The sequence below is a fragment of the Rhodococcus sp. DT1 genome (genome assembly GCF_049844875.1).
Taxonomy (GTDB): Bacteria; Actinomycetota; Actinomycetes; order Mycobacteriales; family Mycobacteriaceae; genus Rhodococcus.
The window spans coordinates 308,571-323,920 of record NZ_JBNCLW010000001.1 but is presented as its reverse complement, the minus strand read 5'-3'; the positions used below and the strand labels follow the sequence as shown (position 1 = coordinate 323,920).

General features: G+C 67.6%; 17 protein-coding genes. 4 read left to right on the top strand and 13 right to left on the bottom strand.

All coding sequences use genetic code 11. The annotated features are described in order from the left end of the window. Window positions 1-63: 63 nt before the first annotated feature. The 3 genes from ACLQ3J_RS01475 to pgsA form a co-directional block, all read right to left on the bottom strand. Window positions 64-453: a helix-turn-helix domain-containing protein gene (locus ACLQ3J_RS01475; protein ID WP_169620623.1), complete on the bottom strand. Its 390-nt coding sequence runs from the start codon at window positions 451-453 to the stop codon at window positions 64-66. A 101-nt stretch (window positions 454-554) separates the two neighbouring features. Further along, window positions 555-1,061, bottom strand: a complete 507-nt coding sequence (locus ACLQ3J_RS01470; RefSeq protein WP_425901973.1) for a CinA family protein — start codon at window positions 1,059-1,061, stop codon at window positions 555-557. Beyond that, a complete protein-coding gene (gene pgsA / locus ACLQ3J_RS01465; protein ID WP_422424781.1) occupies window positions 1,058-1,735 on the bottom strand; it encodes a CDP-diacylglycerol--glycerol-3-phosphate 3-phosphatidyltransferase in 678 nt (225 codons plus the stop codon). The genes ACLQ3J_RS01470 and pgsA overlap by 4 nt, the downstream gene beginning before the upstream one ends. Window positions 1,736-1,778: 43 nt before the next feature. Here pgsA and ACLQ3J_RS01460 point away from each other — a divergent pair, with 43 nt between their 5' ends. Together ACLQ3J_RS01460 and ACLQ3J_RS01455 are read left to right on the top strand one after the other, a co-directional pair. Beyond that, entirely contained in the window at window positions 1,779-2,306 is a 528-nt protein-coding gene (locus ACLQ3J_RS01460) for an amino-acid N-acetyltransferase (protein ID WP_378528292.1), read from the top strand. A 39-nt stretch (window positions 2,307-2,345) separates the two neighbouring features. Beyond that, window positions 2,346-2,630, top strand: coding sequence for a YciI family protein (locus ACLQ3J_RS01455; RefSeq protein WP_169620620.1), 285 nt, complete (start codon window positions 2,346-2,348; stop codon window positions 2,628-2,630). A 13-nt stretch (window positions 2,631-2,643) separates the two neighbouring features. Here the strand turns inward: ACLQ3J_RS01455 and ACLQ3J_RS01450 are convergent, their stop codons facing one another. The 6 genes from ACLQ3J_RS01450 to thyX all read right to left on the bottom strand — a co-directional run bounded on the left by ACLQ3J_RS01450 (window position 2,644) and on the right by thyX (window position 10,892). After that, window positions 2,644-3,627 carry a TerC family protein gene (locus ACLQ3J_RS01450; RefSeq protein ID WP_169620619.1) on the bottom strand — a complete coding sequence of 328 codons (984 nt, stop codon included), beginning with the start codon at window positions 3,625-3,627 and terminating at the stop codon, window positions 2,644-2,646. A 165-nt stretch (window positions 3,628-3,792) separates the two neighbouring features. Beyond that, window positions 3,793-6,522: a DNA translocase FtsK gene (locus ACLQ3J_RS01445; protein ID WP_425901971.1), complete on the bottom strand. Its 2,730-nt coding sequence runs from the start codon at window positions 6,520-6,522 to the stop codon at window positions 3,793-3,795. 125 nt (window positions 6,523-6,647) lie between these two features. Further along, a complete protein-coding gene (locus ACLQ3J_RS01440; protein WP_169652400.1) occupies window positions 6,648-7,271 on the bottom strand; it encodes a TIGR03085 family metal-binding protein in 624 nt (207 codons plus the stop codon). Window positions 7,272-7,358: 87 nt separating this feature from the next. Then, window positions 7,359-9,170, bottom strand: coding sequence for a ribonuclease J (locus ACLQ3J_RS01435; RefSeq protein WP_169620617.1), 1,812 nt, complete (start codon window positions 9,168-9,170; stop codon window positions 7,359-7,361). Further along, entirely contained in the window at window positions 9,171-10,076 is a 906-nt protein-coding gene (gene dapA, locus ACLQ3J_RS01430) for a 4-hydroxy-tetrahydrodipicolinate synthase (RefSeq protein ID WP_169620616.1), read from the bottom strand. It lies immediately after the preceding gene. 60 nt (window positions 10,077-10,136) lie between these two features. Next, on the bottom strand, window positions 10,137-10,892 hold the full coding sequence (gene thyX, locus ACLQ3J_RS01425) for an FAD-dependent thymidylate synthase (protein WP_296550889.1): 756 nt from the start codon (window positions 10,890-10,892) through the stop codon (window positions 10,137-10,139). Between the two features lie 144 nt (window positions 10,893-11,036). On the opposite strand from thyX, the gene ACLQ3J_RS01420 reads away from it, so the two are divergent. Both ACLQ3J_RS01420 and ACLQ3J_RS01415 read left to right on the top strand, forming a co-directional pair. Further along, window positions 11,037-11,561: a toxin-antitoxin system HicB family antitoxin gene (locus ACLQ3J_RS01420; protein WP_169620614.1), complete on the top strand. Its 525-nt coding sequence runs from the start codon at window positions 11,037-11,039 to the stop codon at window positions 11,559-11,561. A 63-nt stretch (window positions 11,562-11,624) separates the two neighbouring features. Next, on the top strand, window positions 11,625-12,065 hold the full coding sequence (locus tag ACLQ3J_RS01415; protein WP_296550888.1) for an SRPBCC family protein: 441 nt from the start codon (window positions 11,625-11,627) through the stop codon (window positions 12,063-12,065). On the opposite strand, the gene ACLQ3J_RS01410 is transcribed toward ACLQ3J_RS01415, so the two are convergent. The 4 genes from ACLQ3J_RS01410 to ACLQ3J_RS01395 form a co-directional block, all read right to left on the bottom strand. After that, window positions 12,056-12,568: a flavodoxin family protein gene (locus ACLQ3J_RS01410; RefSeq protein WP_296550887.1), complete on the bottom strand. Its 513-nt coding sequence runs from the start codon at window positions 12,566-12,568 to the stop codon at window positions 12,056-12,058. The genes ACLQ3J_RS01415 and ACLQ3J_RS01410 overlap by 10 nt on opposite strands. Window positions 12,569-12,617: 49 nt before the next feature. Further along, window positions 12,618-13,091 (bottom strand): hypothetical protein, encoded by a 474-nt coding sequence (locus tag ACLQ3J_RS01405; RefSeq protein ID WP_169620611.1) that lies wholly within the window; start codon window positions 13,089-13,091, stop codon window positions 12,618-12,620. Next, a complete protein-coding gene (gene dapB / locus ACLQ3J_RS01400) occupies window positions 13,088-13,843 on the bottom strand; it encodes a 4-hydroxy-tetrahydrodipicolinate reductase (protein WP_422424219.1) in 756 nt (251 codons plus the stop codon). Before dapB ends, ACLQ3J_RS01405 begins: the two co-directional genes overlap by 4 nt. Before the next feature lie 115 nt (window positions 13,844-13,958). Then, window positions 13,959-15,296 (bottom strand): M16 family metallopeptidase, encoded by a 1,338-nt coding sequence (locus ACLQ3J_RS01395; protein ID WP_296550885.1) that lies wholly within the window; start codon window positions 15,294-15,296, stop codon window positions 13,959-13,961. Window positions 15,297-15,350: the final 54 nt, after the last annotated feature.

Sequence of the window (15,350 nt, the reverse complement as noted above, 5' to 3'; positions counted from 1 at the left end):
GGAGGCGAAGCCGGGATATGTCGCTTGTCCGCGCCGGATGCCCGGTGCGATCTTCAATCCATGTTAGGCGGCAGCAAGCGCCCGCGCCGCCGGTGCAGGGATCACAACTCTGGTCTCTTGCGCAATCCGCGCAGAATCCCGCGCCACCCCGTCGGATCCCGCGAGATCGGAGATACCGACCTCGGCAACCCGCTCGTTCATGCCACTGCGGCGGGGAACCGCATCGGCGAGCGACTCGCTCACGTCGGAAAGGACGTCGGAGAGCGGGACGGCGAGCGCGTCGCAGATCGCCGCGAGAAGCTCACTCGACGCTTCCTTGCGCCCACGTTCGATCTCGGAGAGATACCCGAGGCTGACCCTTGCGCTACTGGAGACTTCGCGCAGGGTGCGGCTTTGCGACACACGGGTACGCCGAAGGCTGTCCCCCAGTGCTTCGCGTAGCAACAGCGCCATCGCATCCTCCTTCGTCCTTCGTACCTATACCCCGACAACGTGCAACAGCACCTACGGGTTCCCACTTCTCGATCGAACCTCGAGAACGCGGTGAACAGACATTACAACGCCGAGGTCGTATGCAGGCGGGCGAGTAGTCCCGACACGGCGGCATCGACCGATCCGAGCCGGATGCCCCACCGGTCTCCCGCCACCTCGGGCCGGCCCACGCGGGTACCTCCCGGCCCGCTGATTCCGATGTACACCGTGCCGGGAGGATGTCCGTCCTGGCTGTCGGGTCCGGCCACGCCGGTCAGTCCCAGCCCCCAGGTGGCGTCGCATCGGGTACGCGCACCGTCCGCGAGTGCCGCAGCCGTGGACTCGGAGACGGGACCGTCGTGCGCGAGGATCTCGGTGTCGACGCCGGCCAGAACGGCTTTCAGGTCGGTGGCGTACACGATCAGCCCCCCGCGCAGGACCGCGCTGGCGCCGGGAACGCCGGCGATCGTCGCCGCAACCAGTCCTGCGGTGAGCGACTCCGCGGTCGCGACGGTCTGTCCGCGCGCCGACAACTCGGCCACGAGTTCGGCTGCCCGCGTCGCGCAGGCAAGCGGGTCGGCAGCGGTCACGACGACGTCCGGTCCCCGCCGCCGTCGTGCGCAGGTTCGCCGGCCCGCACCGCCGTACGCAGTCTGACCGCCTGCACGACGTAGTCGAGGCCCGTCACGACGGTCAGCACCACCGCGAGCACCATCATCGTCACCGCCACCGGCGCGATCGCGTCGGGCAGCGGAAGCAGGTAGATCCCGATGGCAAGGGTCTGGACGAACGTCTTGGCCTTGCCGCCCCGGCTGGCCGGGATCACGCCGTGCCGCAGCACCGCGAATCGCAGAGCTGTGATGCCCAGTTCACGAGCGGCGATGATCGCGGTGACCCACCAGGTGAGGTCGCCGAGGAGCGAGAGCCCGACCAGCGCGGCACCGATGAGCGCCTTGTCGGCGATGGGGTCGGCGAGCTTGCCGAAGTCGGTGACCAGGCCGTACCGGCGCGCCAACTGGCCGTCGATCCGGTCGGTGATCGCGGCGACCGCGAAGACGGCCGTGGCCGCCAGGCGCCACCCGGTGTCGTGCCCGTCGCCGACGAAAAGCAACACCAGGAACACCGGGACCAGCGCGATTCGCAGCACCGTCAGGATGTTCGCGATGTTCCACAAAGGCACCGGATCGTGCGGGGAACCGGCGTTCGGTCCCGGGGCGGCGCCGCTCCCGCCCGATGCGGCGACGTGCTGGCGGGGCGTGCTCATGGGCCCCACAATATCGCCTGGGGCACGCGCTACTGTTCACCGCATGACAACAGCGGCGCCGGAATCCAGCACAACCGACCGAATGGTCGTGCGTCGGGCCCGAACGTCCGACGTGCCGGAAATCAAGCGGCTCATCGACATCTACTCGGGAAGGATCCTTCTCGAGAAGAACCTGGTGACCCTGTACGAGGCCGTCCAGGAGTTCTGGGTGGTCGAGGTCGGTGCGCGTGTCGTCGGGTGCGGAGCGCTGCACGTGCTGTGGTCCGACCTCGGTGAGGTCCGCACCGTGGCCGTCGACCCGCAGGTCAAAGGGCGCGGCGCCGGTCATCTCCTGGTCGCGCGGCTGATCGAGGTGGCCCGGGAACTCGAGCTCGAGCGGCTGTTCGTGCTCACCTTCGAAGTGGACTTCTTCGCCCGCCACGGATTCACCGAAATCGAAGGCACCCCGGTGACAGCCGAGGTCTACGCCGAAATGTGCCGGTCGTACGATACCGGTGTCGCCGAATTCCTGGACCTGAGCTACGTGAAACCGAACACGCTCGGGAACACCCGGATGTTGCTCACACTCTGAGCCACGACGCCCGTCTCCCACCGGATCGAAGGAAACTTCATGGCCATGTTCGCCGTCGAATACACGTACTCCGACGCCACCGCCGCGGCCCGCGACGAGCACCGCCCGAAGCACCGGGCATGGCTCAGCGGTCTCGTCGAGGACGGACGGGTCCGGGCAACCGGCCCGTGGACCGACGGGTCCGGGGCACTGATTCTGCTCGACGTAGCCGACGAGGCCGCGGCGCGGGACCTGATGGCTCAGGATCCGTTCGCGCAGCGCGGCCTCGTCGATGCGGTACGCATCACCGCCTGGACTCCCGTGATGGGCGCTTTCAGCGGTTAGGCGATCGGCGCCGTCATCGCTTGGCGGATGCTTCCACGTGCCGCGTCCGCAGCAAACTCGCAACCGTGGTGATGATGAGAACACCGACGATCACAGCCAGCGACAAGCCGGTGGAGATCTCGGGCACCGCCACGTGTTCGCCGCCGTTGATCCAGCCGAGCGTGTTCTCGTGCAGCGCGTGCAGCACGAGCTTGACGCCGATGAACGCCAGGATCACCGAGAGTCCGTACGACAGGTACACCAGGCGCTCGAGCAGGCCGCCGATGAGGAAGAACAGCTGCCGCAGACCCATGAGCGCGAACGCGTTCGCGGTGAACACGAGGTAGGGCTCTTCGGTGAGACCGTAGATCGCGGGAATCGAGTCGAGCGCGAACAGGATGTCGGTGAACCCGATCGCGATGAGGGCCAGCAGCATCGGCGTGACCATCTTCTTGCCGTCGATGCGGGTGACGAGCTTGTCGCCGTCGTATTCGTCGTGGACCGGCAGGAACTTACGCGCGAGAACCACCATCTTGTTCTCGGAGATACTTCCCTGGTCCTCACCGTGGTCGCGGATGAGCTTGACGGCGGTGTAGATCAGGAAGATCCCGAAAAGGTAGAACACCCAGCTGTACGCATTGATGGCGGCGGCGCCGACAGCGATGAACAGGCCGCGCATCACGAGGGCGAGAACGATGCCGATCGTGAGCACCTTCTGCTGATACTCCCGCGGCACCGCGAACGTCGCCATCAGGATCACGAACACGAAGAGGTTGTCGACGGACAGTGCCTTTTCGGTGACGTAGCCGGCGAAGTACTCCCCGCCGTACGTCGGCCCCCACACCATGAAGACGACCACACCGAAGATGATGGCGATCGTGATGAACACCGCGGACCAGAAACCCGATTCGCGCAACGTCGGCGCGTGAGGCTTGCGTACGTGGGCATAGAAGTCGAAGACGAAAAGTCCGACGATCACCGCAATGGTGATCAACCAGGTCGTCAGGGTTACGTGCATACCTCGGCCTTCCGGTAGGTGTATACCTGCCGGAGGTCTCTCCCGCCCTGCACGAATGCCGGACCGACGGCCCCGGAACGGCATCGGCGCCGTACGTGTTGACGAGACCGCCGCGAATTAGGGGATACTCCCCTCCACAGCTGACACGATTGTGCCATATGTGTCTCAGGCGTCCCCGGACCCGGATCCTGCGTCGTCCGGATCGCCGCCGCCGCGGATCGAGTACAGGAGCCCGTCGAGTTCGTCCGGTTTGACGAGCACCTCGCGCGCCTTGCTGCCCTCGCTCGGACCCACCACCCCGCGCGTCTCCATGAGGTCCATGAGCCGACCTGCCTTCGCGAACCCCACCCGCAGCTTGCGCTGCAGCATCGACGTGGAACCGAACTGGCTCGTCACGACGAGTTCGACGGCCTGGAGGAACACGTCGAGGTCGTCGCCGATGTCTGCGTCGACGTCCTTCTTCTCACCGGCCTTCGGTGCCGTGACGCCCTCGGTGTACTCGGGTTCGGCCTGGTTCTTCGCGGCGTCGACGACCGCCGAGATCTCCTCGTCGGTGATGAACGCGCCCTGCATGCGGACCGGCTTGCCGGCACCCATGGGCAGGAACAGCCCGTCGCCCATACCGATCAGCTTCTCGGCGCCGGGCTGATCGAGGATGACGCGCGAGTCGGTGAGAGAGCTCGTCGCGAACGCGAGCCGCGAGGGCACATTGGTCTTGATCAAGCCGGTCACCACGTCCACCGACGGACGCTGGGTGGCCAGGACGAGGTGGATGCCGGCGGCACGGGCCTTCTGCGTGATCCGGACGATCGCTTCTTCGACGTCGCGCGGAGCCGTCATCATCAGGTCCGCCAGCTCGTCGACGATCGCGAGGATGTACGGGTAGGGCCGGTAGACGCGTTCGCTGCCCAGCGGGGCGGTGATCTCGCCCGACTTCACCTTCGAATTGAAATCGTCGATGTGGCGGACGCGATTGGCCTGCATGTCCTGGTAGCGCTGTTCCATCTCCTCGACCAGCCACGCCAGCGCGGCCGCGGCCTTCTTCGGCTGCGTGATGATGGGCGTGATGAGGTGCGGAATGCCTTCGTAGGGAGTCAACTCGACCATCTTGGGGTCGATCAGGATCATCCGGACCTCGTCGGGCGTAGCCCGGATGAGAAGCGAGACCAGCATCGAGTTGACGAAACTCGACTTACCGGACCCGGTGGAACCCGCCACCAGCAGGTGAGGCATCTTGGCGAGGTTCGCGGAGACGAAATCTCCCTCGATGTCCTTGCCGAGACCGATGACCAGCGGATGGTGGTCGCGGCGGGTCGACGGGGCGGCGAGGACATCCGACAGCCGGACCAGTTCGCGGTCGGAGTTCGGTACCTCGATACCGACCGCCGATTTACCGGGAATCGGCGCGAGCAACCGGACGTTGTCCGTCGCGACCGCGTACGCGATGTTCCGGGCCAGCGCGGTGATCTTCTCGACCTTCACGCCCGGTCCGAGTTCGACTTCGTAGCGGGTGACGGTGGGCCCCCGGGTGAAGCCGGTGACCGCCGCATCGATCTTGAACTGTTCGAGGACTTCGGTGATCGACTCGATCATCTCGTCGTTCGCCGGCGACCTCTTCTTCGGCGGATCGCCCTTGGTGAGCAGGCTCAGCGACGGCAGGACGTAATCGCCGTCGACTTCGCGGTCGGGAACGACGAGAGCATGGGCATCGGACTGCTCCGACACCGGTTCGGGCTCCGGAACCGGTGCCGCCGGGACCGGACGTTTCGCGCGGGTGCGCGCCGGTGCGGGGGCGGTTTCCGGCTCGGGTTCGGGCGGCGGCGCCGCGGCGGTGGCCTCGTCGTCCGGCCACAGGGGCAGTATCTCGGTCTCGGCCTCGAATTCGTCGGGTGGGTAGTTCTCGACGGGGGTGCGGCGACGACGCGACCTGGGCTTTTCCGTGCGATACCCGTCGTCGTAGAGACCAGGATCGTCGTCGTAGTAGTCCCCGTATTCGTCCCCGTATTCGTCGTCCGCGGGGTATTCCAGGCCGAAGTACTCACGGAACAGTTCGGGCAGTTCCCGGATGGTGGTGCCGGTGAGCAGAAGAATGCCGAATCCGGCGGCGAGGAGCATCAGCGGAACGGACAGCCACGCGGTCAGTCCCGCGGTGAGAGGTCCGCCGACCGCGGCGCCGACGAAACCGGCACCCTCGGATCGACCGGTCGCATCCCCCGGGAGGCCGGACGCAACGTGCCACAGGCCGAATGCCGGGAGAGCGACGAGAAGCCCACCGAGCACGAGCCTCGGGCGGATCTCGGGGAACGGTTCGGTACGCATCAGGGTCAGGGCGATGCCGATGGCGACCAGCGGGAGCACCGCTCCCGCGCCGCCCACAACGGCGCGCACACCGGTCTCGACCCAGTCCCCGACCGGACCTCCGACACCGAACCACAGCGATCCTGCGACGACCACCCCGACTGCGACGAGTCCCAGCGCGATACCGTCCCGCCGATGGCCGTGCTCGATGTCGGTGGCCATGCCCATGGTGCGCGCGGTGGCACCGAGCGCGCGCGCCGCCATGAACCATCCGGCGGCGACGCCCTTGCCGAGCGCGCCGAGTACCCCGCCGGAGGTGCGGGACCGCCGCGCTGCGGCGCCGCGTGGAGTGTTGGCGCGGGGCCGGGGCGAGCGGCGGGTTCCGGCCGAGCCCGTCCCGCGGGACGTTCGCGCTCCGCCCGACGTCTTCGCCGTCGCGCCTCGGCCCGCTGCTGCCCTACCGGTACCGGCCTTCGCCTTTCCCGACTTGGCCGAGGCCGCACGGGACCGGTTGGCACCGCCGGACGAGCCGCGTGCCCCCGTCCGCGACCGTGAGGTCGTTGAGGACGAAGCGCGACTGCCCGACTTTCCTGCCATAACCGCCAGGGTAACCGCCCGGGCCTCTCGTGAACCATGTGCAACACGGGTAACGCCGGGCGGCACTGGTCACAGGTGGTGCGGCGCTCTCGGCCACGACGCCGCGACGATGCGGGGCCGGTCGGTCACACTCCGCGCTTGGATCCGTCGATCTCGGCGACGGCGCTCGGCTCGCCCTCCTTGTCGACGTGCACCGCGTCGCGTCCGAACGCGTGAAGAAGTAGTTCCGCGGGCTCGCCCCGAAGGACGACGCTGCGAGGCCCACGCTTCCGGACGGTGACGCGCTCGCCGTCGGGGCGCTCGAAGACGACGGTGACATCGGACCCGCCGTAGCTGGTGCGCGCGAACATCCGCCCGGTCCTCCACAACTGGTCCTGGACCTCGGTGGAGAGGCGTCGCGGTTCCCATCCCTGCTGGGCGCGGCGCACATCCTCGTGGTGCACGAACATTTCCACTGCGTTGGCCACGGAGTCCAGGAGGAAGAGCGGCGACCACTTCGGCGGACCGGAGTCGACCTCGGACAGCAGGTGAGACCACTGCTTGTCGGTCGCCTCGCGACGGACCTTCTCCGTGTGGCCGGCGAAGGCCGGGATCATGATTCCGGGCATCGTGTCGACCCGGCGCTCTCGGACGAGGAGATGCGCGGCGAGATCGCGGGTCGTCCAGTCGCCGCAGAGGGTGGGCGCGTCGGGACCGACCTCGGACATCGTGCGGACCAGGGCATGTCGTTCCGTGCGGGCAAGACTCATCCGGCCACTCTATCGACGGCACGGGCGCGCGGCACGGGAAGAGTCCCGTGCCGCGCGAACATGCCTGGTCGGGCGGTCCGAACTATGTCAGGACACAGCGATGACGGTCGGCACGATCATGGGGCGACGGCGGTACGTGTCGGCCACCCACCTGCCCACTACGCGCCGGATACCCTGCGCGATGCGGTGCGTCTCCGTGACGCCTTCGGCCGCAAGCTCGCTGAGGGTCTTGTCGACGAGCTGGGCGGCTTCGGTGAGCGCGGTCGGGTCGTCGGAGAACCCTCGGCCGGAGACCTCGGGTGTGCTCACGGCGCGGCCGGTGGTCGCGTCCACCGCGACCGAGATGGAAATGAATCCACCTTCGCCGAGGACGAGACGGTCCGACAGTGTCGATTCGCCGACATCGCCGACCGACAATCCGTCGACGTACACGTAGCCCACCGGAACGCGGCCCACGATCTCGGCGAGACCGTCGACCATATCGACGACGACGCCGTCCTCGGCGAGGACGATTCGTTCCTTGGGCACGCCTGTGGCTTCGGCCAGTGCGGCGTTGGCGCGCAGGTGCCGCCATTCGCCGTGAACCGGCATCGCGTTCGTCGGCCGCACCGCGTTGTACAGATACAGCAGTTCGCCCGCGGACGCGTGGCCGGACACGTGCACCTTCGCGTTCTGCTGCGTCACGACCGTCGCGCCGCGCTTGGCGAGACCGTTGACCACGGCGAACACGGAGTTCTCGTTGCCGGGGATCAGCGACGACGCGAGCACGACGAGGTCGTCGGCGCGGATGTTGATCTGGCGGTGTTCCCCGCGCGCCATGCGCGACAAGGCCGACAGCGGCTCACCCTGCGAGCCGGTGGACACCAGAACGACCCGGTTGTCGGGCAACGACGCCGCGGCGTTCAGATCGACCTCGACGCCGTCGGGAACGTGGAGATACCCCAGGTCCTGCGCGATCTGCATGTTGCGCACCATGGAGCGCCCGACGAAGGCGACCCGACGGTTGTAGCGGTGTGCGACGTCGACGACCTGCTGGATCCGGTGCACGTGGCTCGCGAACGACGCCACGATGACCCGGTTGTTGGCCTTGCCGATGACGTTGTCGAGCACCCCGCCGATCTCGCGTTCGGGGGTGACGAATCCGGGGACCTCGGCGTTCGTGGAGTCGACGAGGAAGAGGTCGACACCTTCGTCGCCCAGTCGGGAGAACCCGGCCAGGTCGGTCAGCCGGTTGTCGAGCGGCAACTGGTCGAGCTTGATGTCACCGGTGTGCAGCACGAGACCGGCCGACGTCCGGATCGCGACCGCGAGTGCATCGGGAATCGAGTGGTTGACGGCGAAGTACTCGCACTCGAACGGGCCGTGATCGGTGCGTTCGCCCTCGGTGACCTCGACGAGGCGGGGCCGTTGCCGGTGCTCGCGGCACTTCGCAGCAACAAGCGCGAGAGTGAACTTCGAGCCGACGACCGGGATGTCGGGACGCAGACGCAGCAGGAACGGGACGGCACCGATGTGGTCTTCGTGACCGTGGGTGAGAACGATCGCCTCGACGTCGTCCATCCGGTTCTCGATGTGCCGGAAGTCCGGAAGGATCAGGTCGACGCCCGGCTGCTGGTCTTCCGGGAAGAGCACGCCACAGTCCACGATCAGCAGACGGCCCTGGTGCTCGAAGACGGTCATGTTGCGGCCGATTTCGCCGATGCCGCCGAGAGCGACGATCCGCAGACCGTTCTTGGGCGCCTTGGGAGGGGTCCCGAGGCGTGCGGTGGGATCGACCGGCGGACGCGGGTCGGGACGCTGCGCCGATGCCGAGTTCTGGACGATGCGGCGCTGCGGCCGCGACGCCGGCGGGCCGGCGTTACGGGTGGCGCGGCCACGACTACTGGTGGGACGACTCATTTACAGAACCCCTGCTGCTTGAAGATCGGCCGCGAGGGCGTCGATCTGGGCCGATACCGGTGCGACCTGCGGAAGGCGCGGCTCGCCGACATCGATACCCAGCAGTCTCAGCCCTGCTTTGGAAGCGCTGACACCACCGAGTCGAGCGACCGCGCGGTAGATCGGCACCATGGACAGATTGATCGTGCGGGCCAGTTCGAGATCGCCTGCTTCGAAGGCGGTGTGCAGTTCGCGCAACCGGCCGGGCACGAGATGACCGATGACACTCACGAATCCCACAGCACCCACCGACAACCACGGCAGGTTCAGCGGGTCGTCACCGGAGTAGAACTTCAGATCGGTCGTGCCGATCAGTTCGGCTCCCGCATTGAGGTCACCCTTCGCATCCTTCACGGCCACGATCCGCGGGTGCTCGGCGAGCAACCGCAGCGTGTCCGTTTCGATGGGCACCACAGAGCGTGGCGGAATGTCGTAGAGCATGACGGGAAGGTCGGTGGCATCGGCCACCGCCACGAAGTGCGCGTAGAGACCGGCCTGCGGCGGCCGGGAGTAATACGGGGTCACGACCAGCAGGCCGTGCGCGCCGGCGCGCGCGGCATCGCGGGCGAGTTCGGCGCTGTGCGCGGTGTCGTTGCTTCCGGCACCGGCGATGATCTTCGCGCGATCGCCGACAGAAGCGAGAACAGCCCGCATCAGTTCGAGCTTCTCGTTCTCGGTGGTGGTAGGCGACTCGCCGGTGGTACCGGCGAGTACCAGCGCGTCGCAGCCACCCTCGACGAGGTAGTTCGCAAGACGCACACCCGCGTCCACGTCGAGCTTGCCGTCGGCAGTGAACGGGGTCACCATCGCAGTGGCGACGGTGCCGAACGGGAGCTCGACAGCAGTTGCGGATTCACCGTTGGTCATGGTCAGAAGGCTACCGCGTGGGGATACAGGTCCGACACACGCCCGCCTCCGCCGGGTGGGTCAGCGGTCTGCGGCAAAGGTGGGAGCGGCGATTTCGCTGCCGTCGGGCAACGCCGTGATCGTGAAGTCGGAGAACGCGTTCGGCGCCGCATCGGTGAGTTGCCGCAGGCATTCGACGGCGAGCCGCCGGATTTCCACATCGGCGTGCTCGGTCGCGCGCATCGCGATGAAGTGCCGCCACGACCGGTAGTTGCCGGTGACCACGATGCGGGTCTCGGTGGCGTTGGGGAGCACCGCTCGCGCCGCTTCCCGCACCTGCTTCGCCCGCAGGGGCCCGGGAGGCAGATGCGCCATCTTCTCGTCGAGTGCGTCGAGCAGTTCCACGTACGCCTCGCGGCTGCGCCGGGTGGCGGCGAAGAACAGTTCCTCGAGATGAGGATCGCCCGCGATCGCGGGAGGAACGACGACCGGAGCATCGCCGTCCGCGACGAAACGCTGGGACAGCTGGGAGAACGAGAAGTGCCGATGCCGGATCAGTTCGTGGGTGCACGAACGGGAGATTCCGGTGATGTAGAAGGTGACCGAGGCGTGCTCGAGTACCGACAGGTGGCCCACGGTCAGCAGGTGCCGCAGATATCCGGTGTTGGTCGCGGTCCGCGGGTTCGGCTTCGACCAGCTCTGATAACACGCGCGTCCGGCGAACTCGGCGAGCGCTTCCCCTCCGTCGGCGTCGGTTTCCCAAGGGATGTCGTCCGGCGGCAGGAATTCGGTCTTTGCGACGAGCCTGACCTTCAGGTTTGCGGGTTCGGGAATCATGCGCGTCTCCTCCCGGTGCGTGATCGCACCCTAGCGACCCGGAGCCTCCGCGCGTTCACCGCCACCTCGATGACGCCACCACGACAGCACTCGTGGCGTCATAGGCCTGTTGACTGATGTCACGCATGGCGTCACACTGACGGCATGAACATCGACACCTATACCGCGGCGATCACCGACGCCGTCGTCAACGCCGCCGAACTCGGCGACGAACAGACCCGCCGTACCGCAGCGGCCCTCTCCGCCGCTCTCGCCGCGCCGGCCCGGCTGGCCGTTCTCAGTGCGCTGTCGGATATGGCCGGGGAAATCAGCAAGCAGTTGGACGACCACACCGTCACGGTTCGGCTCGACGGCACGGAAGCCGTCGTGGATGTGCGCAGCGATGCCACGCCGCACACCGACTCGCCGTCGCAGACCTTCGAGGAGATGACCGGAGACATCAGCCGGGTCACCCTGCGTCTCGTCGAACAGATCAAATCCCGCGCCGAGGAAGCGGCCGCGCAGAGCGGTGTCTCGCTCAACTCCTGGGTGGCGCAGGCCGTGCAGGGCGCACTGAAGGATCAGAAGCGGTATCAGAAGCGCGCCGAAGAGTGGCGCCGGCAAGGCACCACACCCACCGCTCCCCCGGCGCCGGCTCCCCGAGAGGACGAAGACGGCGATACGGCCTGAAAACCCCTCCCGTGCGGTAGATTCCCGACGCACCGAACGCGGGAACGAGAGGACACCGAACCGATGGCCGTGAGCAGCACCAGAAGCTTCGAGATCAAGGCGACACCGGAGCAGGTGATGGCGGCTATCGCAGCGGTGGACCGGTTGCCCGAGTGGTCGTCGACGCACAAGAAGGTCGTTGTCGAGTCCACCTACCCGGACGGCCGCCCGCACCGGGTGCGCATGACCGTCTCGGTCATCGGACTCACCGACGAGCAGGTCGTCGACTACACCTGGGACGGCGACCGGTCGATGTCCTGGACGCTCGTCGAGAGCACGCAGCAGAACCAGCAGGACGGTGCCTACACACTCACACCGTCGGGCGGAGCGACCGAGGTCGGTTTCAGCCTGACCATCGATCCGAAGATTCCGGTCCCCGGGTTCCTCGTCCGGCGCGCCGAGAAGACGGCGATCGAGACAGCCGGCAAAGGCCTGACGAAGTTCGTCGAGGAGAACTACCGCTGACGCGGGCAGCCCTCACTCCTGTCGGCCAGAGTCACCGCAACCGTCCCACCGAGCTCGTAACAGCGTTCGCGGACCTGCGCGTCGATCGGTCCGGTGATCTCCAGGTCGGCAGCCACCTGCGTCAGCCCCATCCCCGTGACCAGTTTGCGCACCGACGACACCGCTCCCGCGGTGTCGTCGTTGCCGTGGACCCACATGCCGTACGGGCGGCCCGCAACGGCGTCCAGACACGGGTAGTACACGGTGTCGAAGAAGTGTTTGAGCGCGCCCGACATGTATCCGAAGTTCGCGGGAGTACCGAACAGGTAACCGTCGGCCGCAAGCACGTCCGGGACGGTCGCGCCGAGGGCGGGCACCACACGCACCGTCACCCCGTCGATGTCGGGGTCGTTCGCCCCCGCCAGCACCGCTTCGAGCAGCTCGCGCGTCGCCGGAGACGGCGTGTGGTGGACGACGAGCAGCGTCCGGTCCGTGGCGTCGGTTCGTTCGGGTTGTTCGGTCACAGGCGAAGACTACGACGGGGACGTTGGCCGAGCCGCGATACCGCGCCCGCTACGTCGTGCTGTCGCGTTCTGCTTTTTCGAGGGCAACCGCCCGGCGCATCGTCTCGCGGGCACGGCCCCGGTCGCCCGCATAGTCGTAGGCGCGCGCCAGCCGGTAGGAGTTCCGCCAATTGTCGGGATCGGCTTCCCATTCCCGTTTGACGGTCTCGAACAGGGCGTCCGCCGCGTCGCGGTCGATCTTTCCGGACGGCCGTCGCGGAAGGTCGGTGACATCGAGTTCGAGACCTTCCTCGTGGATGCGCTGCGCAAGCTGCTGGTGCTGCCAGCCCGCACGCAGACTGGCGTACACGATCCAGACTCCGACGAGCGGGAGCAGCAACACGCCGATACCCAGCCCGACCGCGGCGACGCCGCCGGACCGGACGAGTTCGACTCCGCGGCTGCCGAGCAACACGAAGTAGAAGGCGAGCGCGGCGACGATGAACGCGATCGGTACGAGGACCTTGACGAGATCTTTTTTCACAGGTCGAGGAGGGGGTCGATGCCCAGCGTCAGGCCGGGACGGGAAGCGATCTCGCGGACTGCGAGGAGTACGCCCGGTGCGAACGAGGAACGGTCGATGGAATCGTGGCGGATCGTCAGCGTCTCACCCTGGGTTCCCAGCAACACCTCCTGGTGCGCGACCAGCCCGGCGAGACGCACCGAGTGCACCCGCACCCCGTCGACGTCGGCGCCGCGCGCACCGTCGAGTTCGGTGGTCGTGGCATCGGGGCTGCGTCCCACGCCTGCGGCGGCACGTGCCTCGGCGATGAGTTCCGCGGTGCGGTAGGCGGTGCCGGACGGCGCATCGGCCTTGTTGGGATGATGCAGTTCGATGACCTCGACGGAGTCGAAGAATCGGGCGGCGGCCTGCGCGAAGCGCATCGACAGCACCGCGCCGATCGCGAAGTTGGGAGCGATGAGCACACCGACGCCGGGCTGATCGGCGAGGCGGCTGCGGACCTGCGCGAGGCGGTCGTCGTCGAAGCCGGTGGTGCCCACGACGGCGTGGATGCCGTGGTCGATCAGGAACTGCAGGTTGCCCATGACCACGTCGGGGTGCGTGAAATCCACGACGACCTGCGTGCCGGAGGTCACGAAGTCGTCGAGGCTGTCGCCTCGGTCCACCGCTGCGACGAGTTCGAGGTCGGGGGCCGCCTCGACTGCCGCGCAGATGGCCTGGCCGACTTTGCCCTTGGCCCCGAGCACACCCACCCGAACTGCTGCTGCGTTCACTTTGCCGTCCACGACCTTCCCGTCACGTCTTTCCGAGGAAAGCGTACGCAACCGGGGTTGTGGTCTGCACGGGTGGTCACCGCGACGGCGCAGGTGACCGGCAGGCGGAACAGGGTCAGCCGACGATGTCGCGCACCGCGGCGGGGAGATCCCGCGGGCGCCGGTACGGCCCGACCACCGCGGCCGCGAACGGACGGTGCAGTAGTTCGGCTGCGACCTCACGCACCTGTTCCGACGACACGGTCGCGATGCGCTCGAGGGTCTCGGTGAGGCTCCAGTGCCGGCCGTAGTTCAGCTCGCTGCGTCCGATGCGGTGCATCCGCGCCCCGGTGTCTTCGAGACCGAGGACCAGACCACCGCGCAACGAGCCTTTGGCGCGAGCGCATTCCGCGTCGGTGATGCCGTCCTTCGCGACGGCGCCGAGCACCTCGCGGATCACGGCCGCGACCTCGGAGAGATTCTCGGGCTGGCACCCGGCGTACACGGAGAACGCGCCGGTGTCGGCGAAGGTGTCGATACCGGAGTAGACGGAGTACGCCAGACCCCGCTTCTCGCGCACCTCCTGGAACAACCGTGAGCTCAACCCGCCGCCGATCGCGGCGTTGAGCACCGACAGTGCCCAGCGGCGGTCGTCGTGCCGGCCGAAGGAACGAACGCCGAGCGAGAGGTGCGACTGCTCGCCGTCGTGCTCGGTGATGCTCAGGGTGGGTGTGGTGCGCAGTTCGAGCCGGCCTTCCCGGCGCGGCACCGGCCCGCCTGTGCCGTCCAGGTGCCCGGCGAAGGCGCGGCGGACGAGTTCGACGGTGTGCTCGTGGTCGACGTTGCCGGCGACCGCGACGACCATCCGCTGCGGGGTGTACCTGCGCACGTGGAAGGAGTGCAGCTGAGCGCGGGTCATCGCCTCGATGGAGTCGACGGAACCGATGATGGGACGGCCGATGGGGTGATCTCCGTACAGCGCGGTCAGGAAGGAGTCACCGAGGAGATCCTCGGGATCGTCGTCGCGCATCGAGATCTCCTCGAGGACGACCTGCCGTTCGACGTCCACGTCGGCGCTGCGGCACCGGCCCCGTAACACCACGTCGGCGACGACGTCGACTGCGAGCGGAAGATCGTCGTCGAGGACGTGCGCGTAGTAGCAGGTGTGTTCCTTGCTGGTGAACGCGTTGAGTTCGCCGCCCGCCCCGTCGATGAGCTCCGCGATGTCGAGGGCCGTGCGCGTCGGGGTGGATTTGAACAGCAGGTGCTCGAGAAAGTGTGCCGCGCCGGCGACGGACGGTTGTTCGTCGCGGGAGCCGATTCCGACCCACACGCCGACCGCCGCCGATCGCACGCCCGGCACGTGCTCGGTGACCACTCGCACGCCTCCGGGCAGAACGGTGCGGCGAACGCCGGAATCCACTGCGGGGGCGGAAGCGGTATCGGAAGGAGAAACGTGCCGGGTGGGAGCCATGTGTGAGTTCTACGGTCCTGCGGTCGGGGTCCGGCACATACGTCCGGGAACGGA

Excerpts from the sequence above, each read along its gene's own strand:
- ACLQ3J_RS01475 (WP_169620623.1), bottom strand. The coding sequence starts at position 453 with ATGGCGCTGTTGCTACGCGAAGCACTGGGGGACAGCCTTCGGCGTACC.
- pgsA (WP_422424781.1), bottom strand. The coding sequence starts at position 1,735 with ATGAGCACGCCCCGCCAGCACGTCGCCGCATCGGGCGGGAGCGGCGCC.
- ACLQ3J_RS01460 (WP_378528292.1), top strand. The coding sequence starts at position 1,779 with ATGACAACAGCGGCGCCGGAATCCAGCACAACCGACCGAATGGTCGTG.
- ACLQ3J_RS01455 (WP_169620620.1), top strand. The coding sequence starts at position 2,346 with ATGGCCATGTTCGCCGTCGAATACACGTACTCCGACGCCACCGCCGCG.
- ACLQ3J_RS01450 (WP_169620619.1), bottom strand. The coding sequence starts at position 3,627 with ATGCACGTAACCCTGACGACCTGGTTGATCACCATTGCGGTGATCGTC.
- ACLQ3J_RS01445 (WP_425901971.1), bottom strand. The coding sequence starts at position 6,522 with ATGGCAGGAAAGTCGGGCAGTCGCGCTTCGTCCTCAACGACCTCACGG.
- ACLQ3J_RS01440 (WP_169652400.1), bottom strand. The coding sequence starts at position 7,271 with ATGAGTCTTGCCCGCACGGAACGACATGCCCTGGTCCGCACGATGTCC.
- ACLQ3J_RS01435 (WP_169620617.1), bottom strand. The coding sequence starts at position 9,170 with ATGAGTCGTCCCACCAGTAGTCGTGGCCGCGCCACCCGTAACGCCGGC.
- dapA (WP_169620616.1), bottom strand. The coding sequence starts at position 10,076 with ATGACCAACGGTGAATCCGCAACTGCTGTCGAGCTCCCGTTCGGCACC.
- thyX (WP_296550889.1), bottom strand. The coding sequence starts at position 10,892 with ATGATTCCCGAACCCGCAAACCTGAAGGTCAGGCTCGTCGCAAAGACC.
- ACLQ3J_RS01420 (WP_169620614.1), top strand. The coding sequence starts at position 11,037 with ATGAACATCGACACCTATACCGCGGCGATCACCGACGCCGTCGTCAAC.
- ACLQ3J_RS01415 (WP_296550888.1), top strand. The coding sequence starts at position 11,625 with ATGGCCGTGAGCAGCACCAGAAGCTTCGAGATCAAGGCGACACCGGAG.
- ACLQ3J_RS01395 (WP_296550885.1), bottom strand. The coding sequence starts at position 15,296 with ATGGCTCCCACCCGGCACGTTTCTCCTTCCGATACCGCTTCCGCCCCC.